A 12,259-nucleotide genomic window follows, 5' to 3' on the forward strand; every position below is an offset into this window, starting at 1 on the left:
CTATCTAAGGCAGACAAGAAGAATGAAAGCGCAACCCGTACCTTTCGAAAAGTTCGTCAACCTGGCCGACGCCCGCTTGGGCACCAAGATCATCTCCGTGACCGATGACTGGTTCGCCGACGCCAACCGCTTGTTCCAGCCGACCCCGGCCGTGTGGAAGGAGGGCGTGTTCGATGACAACGGCAAGTGGATGGACGGCTGGGAGTCGCGCCGCAAACGCTTCGAAGGTTACGACAGCGCAGTGATCCGCCTGGGCGTGCCGGGTTCGATCAAGGGCGTGGACATCGACACTTCATTCTTCACCGGCAACTACCCGCCGTCGGCCTCCCTGGAAGCCTGCTTCCTGGTCTCCGGCGAGCCGGACGCAAATACCCAGTGGACCGAAGTACTGTCGGCCGTCGAGCTGCAAGGCAACAGCCACCACTACCACGAGATCAACAACGACCAGGCGTTCAGCCACTTGCGTTTCAACATCTACCCGGATGGCGGCGTGGCCCGTCTGCGTGTGTACGGCGTGCCGTTCCGCGACTGGTCGGCGGTGGGCGACAACGAACAAGTCGACCTGGCGGCGGCGCTCAACGGCGGTCGCGCCCTGGCGTGCTCCGACGAACACTTCGGCCGCATGAGCAACATCCTCAACCCAGGCCGTGGCATCAACATGGGCGATGGCTGGGAAACCGCGCGTCGCCGCACGCCAGGCAATGACTGGGTGATTGTCGCCCTGGGTCATCCGGGCGAGATCGAAAAAATCATCGTCGACACCCTGCACTTCAAGGGCAACTACCCGGACACCTGCTCGATCCAGGGTGCTTTCGTGAAAGGCGGCACCGACAGCCAGATCGAAACCCAGTCGCTGTTCTGGCGCGAACTGCTGCCGGCGCAGAAGCTGGAAATGCACGCCGAACACACCTTCGCCGAGCAGATCAAGGCGCTGGGGCCGATTACCCACATCCGCCTGAACGTGTTCCCGGATGGAGGTGTAAGCCGCCTGCGCGTGCTGGGCAAGGTCGCTAAATAAGCGGTGAACCCAATCGCGGGCAAGCCCGCTCCCACATTCGGAATGCATTCCCCTGTGGGAACGGGCTTGCCCGCGATAGCAATAGACCAGACAACACAGAACTCGGATAAGAAGACAGCCATGCGCACACTGATGATCGAACCCCTGACCAAAGAAGCCTTCGCCCCTTTCGGAGACGTTATCGAAACCGACGGCAGCGATCACTTCATGATCAACAACGGGTCGACCATGCGCTTTCACAAATTGGCCACGGTCGAAACCGCGAAGCCGGAAGACCACGCCATCATCAGCATCTTCCGCGCCGACGCGCAGGACATGCCGCTGACCGTGTGCATGCTGGAGAGACACCCGCTGGGCAGCCAGGCTTTCATTCCGCTGCTCGGCAACCCCTTTCTGATCGTGGTCGCGCCACTTGGCGATGTACCTGTATCAGGCTTGGTCCGCGCCTTCGTCACCAACGGCAGGCAGGGCATTAATTACCATCGCGGCGTCTGGCACCACCCGGTGCTGACGATCGAAAAGCGGGATGACTTCCTGGTGGTTGATCGCAGTGGCACAGGCAATAACTGCGATGAGCATTTTTTCCAAGAGGATGAGCGGTTGATCCTCGCCCCCCACCAATAAGAGAAGGCCGGATCACCCGACAACAAGGGTGACAGGCGAGAGGTAAAGACTGTGGAAGCACATCTGTTGGAATGGCTGAACCTGAGCGTGCGCTGGGTTCACATGATCACTGGCGTCGCCTGGATCGGCGCTTCGTTCTACTTCGTCTGGCTGGAAAACAACCTCAACCGCGTCAACCCCAAGGACGGCCTGGCCGGCGACTTGTGGGCGATCCACGGTGGCGGCATCTACCACCTGGAAAAATACAAACTGGCCCCGCCGACCATGCCGGACAACCTGCACTGGTTCAAATGGGAAGCCTATTTCACCTGGATGTCGGGCGTCGCGCTGCTGTGTGTGGTGTTCTACTCCAACCCGACCTTGTACCTGCTGGCACCGGGCAGCAGCCTCAGTGGTCCGCAAGGCGTGTTGCTGGGCATCGGCTCGCTGTTCGTCGGCTGGTTTATCTACTCCTTCCTCTGCGACTCGGCCCTGGGCAAGCGCCCTGCCCTGCTCGGCTTCATCCTGTTCGTGCTGTTGATTGGCGCCGCGTATGGCTTCAGCCAAGTGTTCAGTGGACGCGGCGCTTACCTGCACGTAGGCGCGGTGATCGGCACCATCATGGTGGGCAACGTGTTCCGCATCATCATGCCGGCACAACGCGCGCTGGTGGCGGCCATCGCCGAGAACCGCACACCCGATCCGGCCTTGCCGGCCAAGGGCCTGCTGCGCTCGCGCCATAACAACTACTTCACCTTGCCGGTGCTGTTCATCATGATCAGCAACCACTTCCCGAGCACCTACGGCAGCCATTACAACTGGCTGATCCTGGCCGGTATCGCGGTGGCGGCGGTGTTGGTGCGGCATTACTTCAACACCCGGCACAACAGTCAGAAATACGCATGGACCCTGCCGGTGGGCGCTTTGGCGATGATTTGCCTGGCGTATGTGACCGGTCCCAAGCCGGTCGCGGAAGTGGCCAAGGCACCGGCGGCCATCGAGTACCAGCCACTGCCGGAAACCGCCCTGGGCGGTGGTGCCAAGCCCGCCGCGCCTGCTGCGGCACCGGCGCCTGCGCCAGCCCAGGCGACGGTGGATTTCGACAAGGTGCATGGGGTGATCCAGGAGCGCTGCGCCGTATGCCATTCGGCCAAGCCCACCAGCCCGCTGTTCAGCACCGCGCCGGCCGGCGTGATGTTCGATACACCGGCGCAGATCCAGCAGCAGGCGGCGCGCATCCAGGCCCAGGCCGTGGCGAGCCAGATCATGCCGCTGGGCAACATTACCCAGATGACCCAGCAGGAGCGCGATCTGATCGGCACCTGGATCAACCAGGGGGCGCATACCAACTAACAGCCTGGTGCAACTCCAAAATGTGCGAGGGGGCTTGCCCCCTCCCACAGGTGACTTGCAGTGGTTTAGAGATTGCGTTCCACACAATACAAAAATAAAAAAGATTCGAGGTGTTGCATGTCCCCGTTAGAACCGCAGACTCCTGCCGCGCCCGCCATGGTGCGGCTGCCCCTCTTGCAACTGATTCTGGTCGGCCTGCAACACGTCTTGTTGATGTACGGCGGCGCCGTCGCCGTGCCTCTGATCATTGGCCAGGCCGCCGGCCTGAGCCGTGAAGAAATCGCCTTTCTGATCAACGCCGACCTGCTGGTGGCCGGCGTCGCCACCATGGTGCAGTCGTTCGGCATCGGCCCTCTGGGCATTCGCATGCCGGTGATGATGGGCGCCAGTTTCGCCGCCGTCGGCAGCATGGTCGCCATGGCCGGCATGCCCGGTATCGGCTTGCAGGGAATCTTCGGCGCAACCATCGCCGCCGGGTTCTTCGGCATGCTGATCGCGCCGTTCATGTCCAAGGTCGTGCGCTTTTTCCCACCGCTGGTGACCGGCACCGTGATCACCGCCATCGGCCTGTCGCTGTTCCCGGTGGCCGTGAACTGGGCCGGTGGCGGCAGCGCGGCGGCCACCTTCGGCTCCCCCATCTACCTGACGATTGCCGCGTTGGTGCTGGCCACCATCCTGCTGATCAACCGCTTTATGCGAGGCTTCTGGGTCAATATCTCGGTGCTGATTGGCATGGGCCTGGGTTACGCCCTGTGCGGCGTCCTCGGTATGGTCGACCTCAGCGGCCTGGCGCTGGCGCCGTGGGTGCAGGTGGTGACGCCGCTGCATTTCGGCATGCCCACTTTCGAGTTGGCGCCGATTCTGTCGATGTGCCTGGTGGTGGTGATCATCTTCGTTGAATCCACCGGGATGTTCCTGGCGCTGGGCAAGATCACCGATCGCGAGGTCACGCCGAAGATGCTGCGTCGAGGCCTGCTGTGCGACGCCGGCGCGTCGTTCGTGGCCGGGTTCTTCAACACCTTCACCCATTCCTCGTTCGCCCAGAACATCGGCCTGGTGCAGATGACCGGCGTGCGCTGCCGCTCGGTGACGATCATGGCCGGGGCGTTTCTGATCGTGCTCAGCCTGTTGCCCAAAGCCGCTTACCTGGTGGCGTCGATTCCGCCGGCGGTGCTGGGCGGCGCGGCGATTGCCATGTTCGGCATGGTGGCGGCCACCGGCATCAAGATTCTGCAGGAAGCCGATATCGCCGACCGCCGCAACCAGTTGCTGGTGGCGGTGAGCATCGGCATGGGCCTGATTCCCGTGGTGCGCCCGGAGTTCTTCGCCCAACTGCCGCTGTGGATGAGCCCGATCACTCACAGCGGCATCGCCATGGCCACCCTCAGCGCGTTGTCGTTGAATGTGCTGTTCAACATCCTCGGGGGCGCCGAGCGAGCGGTGGTCGAGCACGCGCACACCTGATTGCCCCATCATCGCGCTGTACGCCCTGTAACAGCGCGCTTGAGGCCAGGCAGGGTTATCAGTATTCTCCGCGCCCGCTCGAATCGATTGCTCTTCAACGCGTTGGCGCGGCTCTTGCTAAACCCATAAAAGCTGACCGATCAGACGATATTCACAGCGAACCAAAGGCGCCGCATCAGAGCGCCTGCACTAAAAGAAAAACATAAAACTTTAACTCGGGAGCAACCGAATGAAACCTATGTTCAAAGGCCTGGTACTGGCGGGATCCCTGCTGGCCGGCGGCCAGGCCGTGGCCGGTGACTTGTTGCAGTGGCAGAACAACAGCCTGACGTATTTGTGGGGCAAGAACTTCACCGTCAACCCGCAGATCCAGCAGACAGTCACGTTCGAACATGCCGACGCGTGGAAGTACGGCGACAACTTCTTCTTCCTCGACCGCATCTTTTATAACGGCAAGGAAGACGGCAACGTCGGCCCGAACACCTACTACGGTGAGTTCAGCCCGCGCTTGTCGTTCGGCAAGATTTTCGACCAGGACTTGTCCTTCGGCCCGATAAAAGACGTATTGCTGGCAATGACGTACGAGTTCGGCGAAGGCGACAACGAGTCGTACCTGGTCGGCCCCGGCTTCGATTTGAACATCCCCGGTTTCGATTACTTCCAGTTGAACTTCTACCAGCGCCAGACCGAAGGCAATCGGCCAGGTGACGGCGTGTGGCAGATCACCCCGGTATGGTCGTACACGATCCCGGTGGGCAACTCGAACATCCTGATCGACGGCTTCATGGACTGGGTGGTGGACAACGACAAGAACGCCCGCGGCACCTACCACGCTAACCTGCACTTCAACCCTCAGGTCAAATACGACCTGGGCAAAGCCATGAACTGGGGCGAGAAACAGCTGTACGTCGGTTTCGAATACGACTACTGGAAGAACAAGTACGGCATCGAAGATTCCGGCGCGTTCAAGACGACTCAGGACACGGCGAGCTTCCTGGTCAAGTATCACTTCTGATCGAACACCGCAGGTGAGCGTGTGAGAGGGGCTCGCCCCTCCCACAGTCAGACAGGCTGCAAACCCAGGAACCGGGTGATCTCTTCACGCTTGGCCAGCGCATCTTTCCTGCCCAACTCGATCAATTCGCTGCAATACCCCGCCTCGAACAACAAGTAGCTCAGCACCCCTGCCCCGCTGGTCTTGGTCGCACCCGGCCCGCGCAGGAACACACGCAACGCCGCCGGCATTTCCTGGCGATGCCGCGCGGCGATTTCGTCGATGGGCTGGCTGGGGGCGATCACCAGCACCTCCACCGGCGCCAGACCGCGCGCCGCGCTGTCGGCCGGTTGCAGATGGCTGAACTGATTGAGGCGTTCCAGCAATTCGATATCGCTTTCCAGGCTGTCGATGAAGGTGCTGTTGAGCATGTGCCCGCCAATCTGCGCCAAGGTCGGTTGCTGTCCGGTGTAGACGCGCTGCACGACCGGCTCGTTGCCACGCGGGTTGCCGCTGACGCCAACCACCAGCACGCGACTGGCACCCAGGTGCAGTGCCGGGCTGATGGGCGCCGACTGGCGCACCGCACCGTCCCCGAAATATTCCTGGTCGAGCTTCACCGGGGCAAACAGCAGCGGGATCGCCGAACTGGCGAGCAGGTGCTCAACCGTCAGTTGGGTCGGCACGCCGATGCGTCGATGGCGCAGCCAGGCGTCAATGGTGCCGCCGCCCTGGTAGAAGGTCACGGCTTGCCCGGACTCATAGCCAAAGGCTGTGACCGCCACCGCATGCAGGTGCTTTTGCCGAATGGCTTCGTCGATACCCGGCAGGTGCAGCTTGTCCTGCAACAGGTCACGCAATGGCGAGCTGTTGAGCAGCGCCACCGGCACCTGGCGGCCCAGACCCAACAGGCTGTGAATCAGGAAGCGCCCGGCCTGGCGCGCCACGCCGGGCCAATCGCTGCGCAGCACCAGGTGGCTGCGAAAGCCCTGCCAGAACGCGGTCAGGCGCTCGATGGACGCGCGAAAATCCATGGCGCCACTGGCCAGGCTCACGGCATTGATCGCCCCGGCCGACGTGCCGACGATCACCGGAAACGGGTTGGGCGCCCCCGGCGGCAACAGCTCGGCAATCCCCGCCAGTACCCCCACCTGATACGCCGCTCGCGCCCCACCGCCGGAAAGAATCAAGCCTGTAACCGGTTCAGCTGGGCGCATCGCGTCACTCCATGTGGGGAAAGGTCGGTCTTATCGACGGCGTTTTTCGTACAGTTTCGGTTCACCCGCCGGCCGGCTCTTGAAGCGGCGGTGGGTCCATAGGTATTGCTCGGGGCATTCACGCACGCAGGCTTCGATCCACTGGTTGATGCGCAGGCAGTCGACCTCATCGCTGTCACCGGGGAAGTCAGCCAGCGGCGGGTGGATCACCAGGCGATAGCCACTGCCATCGGCCAGGCGCTCCTGGGTGAACGGCACCACCAGCGCCTTACCCAGGCGGGCGAACTTGCTGGTGGCAGTGACGGTGGCGGCCTGAATGCCGAACAGCGGCACAAAAATGCTTTGCTTGGCGCCGTAGTCCTGGTCCGGTGCATACCAGATGGCGCGGCCGGCGCGCAGCAGCTTGAGCATGCCGCGCACGTCTTCGCGTTCCACCGCCAGGGAGTCGAGGTTATGCCGCTCGCGGCCACGGCGCTGGACATAGTCGAACAACGCGTTGCCATGCTCGCGGTACATGCCGTCGATGGTGTGCTTCTGGCCGAGCAGCGCCGCGCCGATTTCCAGGGTGGTGAAATGCAGGGCCATCAGGATCACGCCCTTGCCGTCCAACTGCGCCTGCTTGAGGTGTTGCAGGCCCTCGACATGGGCCAGCCGCGCCAGGCGCTGGCGCGACCACCACCAGCTCATGGCCATTTCAAAGAAGGCGATGCCGGTGGATGCGAAGTTCTCCTTGAGCAGCCGCTTGCGCTCCTCGGCGGATTTTTCCGGGAAGCACAGCTCCAGGTTGCGCGCGGCAATGCGGCGGCGCTCGCCGGCCACACGGTACATGCCCGCGCCCAGCAGCCGACCAATGGCCAGCAGCGCGCGGTACGGCAATTGGGTCACCAGCCAGAGCAGGCCGAGTCCCAGCCATAACAGCCAAAATCGCGGGTGAAAAAATACAGCTCGAAAACGCGGGCGATCCATTACAGATTCCGGTAAAGACAAGGGCCGCGCATTCTACAACGGTTCGACTCGGCTTGCGGCGGGTGAGTGTTCTCGTTATAAGTCTCGACACTTTTCGTGACAAGCCGCTTTATGCCGACCATGAGCCAAACCGAACCGCTAGACCAAGATCCCGTGTTCCAGTTGAAAGGCAGCATGCTCGCCATCACCGTGCTGGAACTGGCGCGCAACGACCTCGAGGCCCTGGACCGCCAGCTCGCCGCCAAGGTCGCCCTGGCCCCCAACTTCTTCAACAACGCCCCGCTGGTGCTGGCCCTGGACAAACTGCCCGCCGGTCAAGGCGCCATCGACCTGCCCGGCCTGATGCGTGTGTGCCGCTCCCATGGCCTGCGCACCCTGGCCATCCGGGCCAGCCGAATCGAAGACATTGCCGCGGCAATCGCCATTGAACTGCCAGTACTGCCACCGTCGGGTGCACGCGAGCGACCGCTCGATCCGACCGAAGGCGAGCTGAAGAAAAAACCGGAAAAACCACCCGAGCCGACGATCAAGCCTACAAAGATCATCACCACGCCCGTACGCGGCGGGCAGCAGATTTACGCCCAGGGCGGCGACCTGGTGATCGTCTCCTCCGTCAGCCCCGGCGCGGAACTTCTCGCCGATGGCAATATCCATGTATACGGCCCGATGCGCGGACGCGCCCTCGCCGGGATCAAGGGTGACACCAAGGCCCGTATTTTCTGTCAGCAGTTGACCGCTGAACTGGTGTCCATCGCCGGCCAGTACAAGGTTTCCGAAGATTTGCGCCGCGATCCGCTGTGGGGCGCCGGGGTGCAGATAAGCCTGTCGGGCGATGTGTTGAACATCGTCCGCCTTTAACGGATACTGCCGCATTTTCCAAGCATCTCTAGACTCTGATAGCACAGCGAAACCGGCAAGACTTGCGTAGGAATAACTGAAAGCTGGCGTTCCCCATGGGAGCCACAGCTTTTTTCCTACAAGGGCTGTCCGCCTGCAGCGAGTTTCAAGAGATGTTTTTCAGGGGCTGAAAAGTCCTTTTTCCTTAGGGGTGAAACACCTTGGCCAAGATTCTCGTGGTTACATCCGGCAAGGGTGGTGTGGGTAAGACCACCACCAGCGCCGCTATCGGTACCGGTCTCGCGTTGCGCGGCCACAAGACAGTCATCGTCGACTTCGACGTGGGTTTGCGTAACCTCGACCTGATCATGGGCTGCGAACGCCGCGTGGTGTACGACTTCGTCAACGTGGTCAACGGCGAAGCCAACCTGCAACAGGCTCTGATCAAGGACAAGCGTCTTGAGAACCTGTACGTGCTGGCCGCCAGCCAGACCCGCGACAAAGACGCGCTGACCAAGGAAGGCGTAGGCAAAGTTCTTGCCGAGCTGAAGGAAACCTTCGAATACGTGGTCTGCGATTCCCCTGCGGGTATCGAGACCGGCGCGCACCTGGCGATGTATTTCGCCGACGAAGCCATCGTCGTGACCAACCCGGAAGTCTCCTCGGTACGTGACTCGGACCGCATGCTCGGCCTGCTGGCCAGCAAATCCAAGCGCGCCGAAGAAGGCCAGGACCCGATCAAGGAGCACTTGCTGCTCACCCGCTACAACCCTGAGCGCGTCAGCAACGGCGAAATGCTCGGCGTTGAAGACGTGAAGGAAATCCTTGCCGTGACCCTGCTGGGCGTGATTCCAGAATCCCAAGCGGTGCTCAAGGCCTCCAACCAGGGTGTTCCGGTGATCCTCGATGACCAGAGCGACGCCGGCCAGGCGTACAGCGATGCGGTCGATCGCCTGCTGGGCAAGTCCGTGGAACATCGCTTCCTCGATGTCAAGAAGAAGGGATTCTTCGAGCGTATCTTTGGAGGCAATTGAACAATGAAATTTCTCGACTTCTTTCGCGCCAACAAAAAGCCAAGCACCGCGTCGGTCGCGAAAGAGCGTCTACAGATCATCGTGGCGCACGAACGCGGCCAACGCAGCACCCCGGATTACCTGCCAGCCTTGCAGAAGGAACTGGTCGAGGTGATCCGCAAGTACGTCAATATCGGCAACGATGACGTGCATGTCGCCCTGGAAAACGACGGCAGCTGCTCGATTCTGGAACTCAATATCACCCTGCCCGATCGTTGATCGAACGGGCGGTCGCCACGGCGGCTCGGTCATTCGGCTCCCTTCGCGGGAGCCGGGTGGCCCAGCCGCCGTTGGCGTTTGTTACGAGGCTGTTTAATGCCGTTGTCCAACATTCATATCCTTTACCAGGACGCCGCTGTGCTGGTGGTGAACAAGCCGACCCTGCTGCTCTCGGTGCCTGGGCGCGCCGACGACAACAAGGATTGCCTGATCACGCGCCTGCAGGAAAACGGCTACCCTGAAGCTCGCATCGTCCACCGGCTGGACTGGGAAACCTCGGGCATTATCCTGCTGGCCCGCGACGCGGATACTCATCGCGAGCTGTCGCGCCAGTTTCACGACCGTGAAACCGAAAAGGCCTACACTGCCCTGGCCTGGGGCCAACCGACGCTGGACAGCGGCAGCATCGACCTGCCCCTGCGCTACGACCCACCCACCAAGCCCCGCCATGTGGTCGATCATGAATTCGGCAAACATGCGCTGACCTTCTGGAAGGTGCTGGAGCGCTGCGGCGACTGGTGCCGCGTCGAGCTGACACCCATCACCGGACGCTCGCACCAATTGCGTGTGCATATGCTATCCATCGGCCACCCTCTGTTGGGGGATGGCCTGTACGCCCACGAACAAGCCCTGGCTGCGTGGCCGCGCCTGTGCCTGCACGCGAGCATGCTCAGCTTTACCCATCCGCAAAGCGGCGAGCGCCTGCGCTTCGAGTGCCCTGCACCCTTTTAAGTGGTCAACACAGGCAAATGTGGGACGGGGCTTGCCCCCGATGACGGCGTATCAGTGACAGATGTACTGACTGACACACTGCAATCGGGGGCAAGCCTTCTCCCACATTTGTTATGTGCACTTGCCGCCATCGAACGGTAAACTCCGCGCATTGCTGTCTGGAGCTATTTATGCGCGAAGCGTTGAATCAAGGCCTGATCGACTTTCTCAAGGCCTCCCCTACTCCTTTTCATGCCACCGCCGCCCTGGCCCAGCGCCTGGAAGCGGCCGGTTACCAGCGTCTCGACGAGCGCGAAACCTGGACCACCGAAGCCAACGGGCGCTACTACCTCACCCGTAACGACTCCTCGATCATCGCCTTCAAACTCGGCCGCCATTCACCACTGCAGGGCGGCATTCGCCTGGTCGGCGCCCATACCGACAGCCCGTGCCTGCGGGTCAAGCCGCAGCCGGAATTGCAACGCCAGGGCTTCTGGCAGTTGGGCGTGGAAGTCTACGGCGGTGCCCTGCTGGCACCGTGGTTCGACCGCGACCTGTCGCTGGCCGGGCGCGTGACCTTCCGCCGCGATGGCAAGGTCGAAAGCCAATTGATCGACTTCAAACTGCCGATCGCGATCATCCCCAACCTGGCCATCCACCTCAATCGCGAAGCCAACCAGGGCTGGGCGATCAATGCCCAGACCGAGCTGCCGCCGATCCTGGCGCAGTTCGCCGGTGACGAGCGCGTAGACTTCCGCGCCGTGCTCACCGACCAACTGGCCCGCGAACACGGGCTCAATGCCGACGTCGTACTCGATTATGAGTTGAGCTTCTACGACACCCAGAGCGCCGCGGTGATCGGGCTCAACGGCGACTTCATCGCCGGCGCGCGCCTGGACAACCTGCTGTCGTGCTACGCCGGTCTGCAGGCCCTGCTGACCAGCGACAGCGAGGAAACCTGCGTGCTGGTGTGCAACGACCACGAAGAAGTCGGCTCCTGCTCGGCCTGTGGCGCCGATGGCCCGATGCTGGAGCAGACCCTGCGTCGCCTGTTGCCCGAAGGTGATGAATTCGTGCGCACCATCCAGAAATCCCTGCTGGTGTCGGCCGACAACGCCCACGGCGTGCACCCCAACTACGCCGACAAGCACGACGCCAACCACGGCCCCAAGCTCAACGCCGGCCCGGTGATCAAGGTCAACAGCAACCAGCGCTACGCCACCAACAGCGAAACCGCCGGTTTCTTCCGCCACCTGTGCATGGCCCAGGAAGTGCCGGTGCAGAGCTTCGTGGTGCGCAGCGACATGGGCTGCGGCTCGACCATCGGCCCGATCACCGCCAGCCACCTGGGCGTGCGCACCGTGGACATCGGCCTGCCGACGTTTGCCATGCATTCGATCCGTGAACTGTGCGGCAGCCATGACCTGGCGCATTTGGTGAAGGTGTTGGGCGCGTTCTACGCCAGTCACGACCTGCCCTGAAACCAGGACTGCCTGTAGGTGGGAGGGGACACCCCCCCTCCCACATTGGTTTTGCATCCACCTGACCTGCATCACCTGCACTTTGCGCAATCCGACCTAGACTGGTCGATATTCCCCTCAGACAAGGCCGTCGCTCCATGATCCCCATGTCCTCGTTCCACGCCATGCTGATTCCCATCCTGATCGGCATGATCCTGCTGGCGGTAGGCTTCAACTTTCGCGACAAGCCTCTGGGCGTGTTCGGCATGTGGATCGGCATGCTGCTGATTCTGGGCACCGTGGTGTACAAAATCCTGGCCAAGCTGGCCGAATGACAATTGCAC

The 12,259-nt window shown here is 62.0% G+C and carries 13 protein-coding genes; 11 read left to right on the forward strand and 2 right to left on the reverse strand.

Features of this window, described 5'->3' with window-relative positions:
• Window positions 1-22 precede the first annotated feature (22 nt).
• From alc to PSH94_RS17450, 5 genes are all read left to right on the forward strand, one after another.
• On the forward strand, window positions 23-1,018 hold the full coding sequence (alc, locus tag PSH94_RS17430) for an allantoicase (protein ID WP_305435482.1): 996 nt from the start codon (window positions 23-25) through the stop codon (window positions 1,016-1,018).
• Window positions 1,019-1,138: 120 nt separating this feature from the next.
• Window positions 1,139-1,642: an ureidoglycolate lyase gene (locus PSH94_RS17435; RefSeq protein ID WP_181075740.1), complete on the forward strand. Its 504-nt coding sequence runs from the start codon at window positions 1,139-1,141 to the stop codon at window positions 1,640-1,642.
• A 51-nt stretch (window positions 1,643-1,693) separates the two neighbouring features.
• Entirely contained in the window at window positions 1,694-2,974 is a 1,281-nt protein-coding gene (locus PSH94_RS17440; RefSeq protein ID WP_305435483.1) for a urate hydroxylase PuuD, read from the forward strand.
• A gap of 117 nt (window positions 2,975-3,091) precedes the next feature.
• Window positions 3,092-4,438 carry a nucleobase:cation symporter-2 family protein gene (locus PSH94_RS17445; RefSeq protein WP_181075744.1) on the forward strand — a complete coding sequence of 449 codons (1,347 nt, stop codon included), beginning with the start codon at window positions 3,092-3,094 and terminating at the stop codon, window positions 4,436-4,438.
• 229 nt (window positions 4,439-4,667) lie between these two features.
• The gene (locus tag PSH94_RS17450) at window positions 4,668-5,453 is read left to right on the forward strand and encodes an outer membrane protein OmpK (RefSeq protein WP_181075746.1); all 786 of its coding nucleotides are present in this window, start codon (window positions 4,668-4,670) and stop codon (window positions 5,451-5,453) included.
• 47 nt (window positions 5,454-5,500) lie between these two features.
• Here PSH94_RS17450 and PSH94_RS17455 read toward each other — a convergent pair whose 3' ends face one another.
• Window positions 5,501-6,649 carry a patatin-like phospholipase family protein gene (locus PSH94_RS17455; protein ID WP_181075748.1) on the reverse strand — a complete coding sequence of 383 codons (1,149 nt, stop codon included), beginning with the start codon at window positions 6,647-6,649 and terminating at the stop codon, window positions 5,501-5,503.
• A gap of 30 nt (window positions 6,650-6,679) precedes the next feature.
• Window positions 6,680-7,615, reverse strand: a complete 936-nt coding sequence (locus PSH94_RS17460) for a lipid A biosynthesis lauroyl acyltransferase (protein WP_181075750.1) — start codon at window positions 7,613-7,615, stop codon at window positions 6,680-6,682.
• Between the two features lie 120 nt (window positions 7,616-7,735).
• Between PSH94_RS17460 and minC the strand changes: the two genes are divergently transcribed.
• The 6 genes from minC to PSH94_RS17490 all read left to right on the forward strand — a co-directional run bounded on the left by minC (window position 7,736) and on the right by PSH94_RS17490 (window position 12,250).
• Window positions 7,736-8,473, forward strand: coding sequence for a septum site-determining protein MinC (gene minC / locus PSH94_RS17465; protein ID WP_181076166.1), 738 nt, complete (start codon window positions 7,736-7,738; stop codon window positions 8,471-8,473).
• Between the two features lie 200 nt (window positions 8,474-8,673).
• Entirely contained in the window at window positions 8,674-9,486 is an 813-nt protein-coding gene (gene minD, locus PSH94_RS17470) for a septum site-determining protein MinD (RefSeq protein WP_034099397.1), read from the forward strand.
• Window positions 9,487-9,489: 3 nt separating this feature from the next.
• Window positions 9,490-9,744, forward strand: coding sequence for a cell division topological specificity factor MinE (gene minE / locus PSH94_RS17475; protein WP_003175252.1), 255 nt, complete (start codon window positions 9,490-9,492; stop codon window positions 9,742-9,744).
• Between the two features lie 96 nt (window positions 9,745-9,840).
• Window positions 9,841-10,476, forward strand: coding sequence for an RluA family pseudouridine synthase (locus PSH94_RS17480; RefSeq protein ID WP_181075752.1), 636 nt, complete (start codon window positions 9,841-9,843; stop codon window positions 10,474-10,476).
• A gap of 170 nt (window positions 10,477-10,646) precedes the next feature.
• Entirely contained in the window at window positions 10,647-11,936 is a 1,290-nt protein-coding gene (locus PSH94_RS17485; RefSeq protein WP_181075753.1) for a M18 family aminopeptidase, read from the forward strand.
• Window positions 11,937-12,073: 137 nt separating this feature from the next.
• Window positions 12,074-12,250 (forward strand): hypothetical protein, encoded by a 177-nt coding sequence (locus PSH94_RS17490; RefSeq protein WP_181075755.1) that lies wholly within the window; start codon window positions 12,074-12,076, stop codon window positions 12,248-12,250.
• Window positions 12,251-12,259 lie beyond the last annotated feature (9 nt).

Source organism: Pseudomonas sp. FP2254, from assembly GCF_030687695.1.
In the GTDB taxonomy this organism is placed as follows: Bacteria; Pseudomonadota; Gammaproteobacteria; order Pseudomonadales; family Pseudomonadaceae; genus Aquipseudomonas; species Aquipseudomonas quebecensis.

Excerpts from the sequence above, each read along its gene's own strand:
- PSH94_RS17445 (WP_181075744.1), top strand. The coding sequence starts at position 3,092 with ATGTCCCCGTTAGAACCGCAGACTCCTGCCGCGCCCGCCATGGTGCGG.
- PSH94_RS17455 (WP_181075748.1), bottom strand. The coding sequence starts at position 6,649 with ATGCGCCCAGCTGAACCGGTTACAGGCTTGATTCTTTCCGGCGGTGGG.
- alc (WP_305435482.1), top strand. The coding sequence starts at position 23 with ATGAAAGCGCAACCCGTACCTTTCGAAAAGTTCGTCAACCTGGCCGAC.
- PSH94_RS17460 (WP_181075750.1), bottom strand. The coding sequence starts at position 7,615 with ATGGATCGCCCGCGTTTTCGAGCTGTATTTTTTCACCCGCGATTTTGG.
- minC (WP_181076166.1), top strand. The coding sequence starts at position 7,736 with ATGAGCCAAACCGAACCGCTAGACCAAGATCCCGTGTTCCAGTTGAAA.
- minE (WP_003175252.1), top strand. The coding sequence starts at position 9,490 with ATGAAATTTCTCGACTTCTTTCGCGCCAACAAAAAGCCAAGCACCGCG.
- PSH94_RS17450 (WP_181075746.1), top strand. The coding sequence starts at position 4,668 with ATGAAACCTATGTTCAAAGGCCTGGTACTGGCGGGATCCCTGCTGGCC.
- PSH94_RS17485 (WP_181075753.1), top strand. The coding sequence starts at position 10,647 with ATGCGCGAAGCGTTGAATCAAGGCCTGATCGACTTTCTCAAGGCCTCC.
- PSH94_RS17490 (WP_181075755.1), top strand. The coding sequence starts at position 12,074 with ATGATCCCCATGTCCTCGTTCCACGCCATGCTGATTCCCATCCTGATC.
- PSH94_RS17435 (WP_181075740.1), top strand. The coding sequence starts at position 1,139 with ATGCGCACACTGATGATCGAACCCCTGACCAAAGAAGCCTTCGCCCCT.
- PSH94_RS17480 (WP_181075752.1), top strand. The coding sequence starts at position 9,841 with ATGCCGTTGTCCAACATTCATATCCTTTACCAGGACGCCGCTGTGCTG.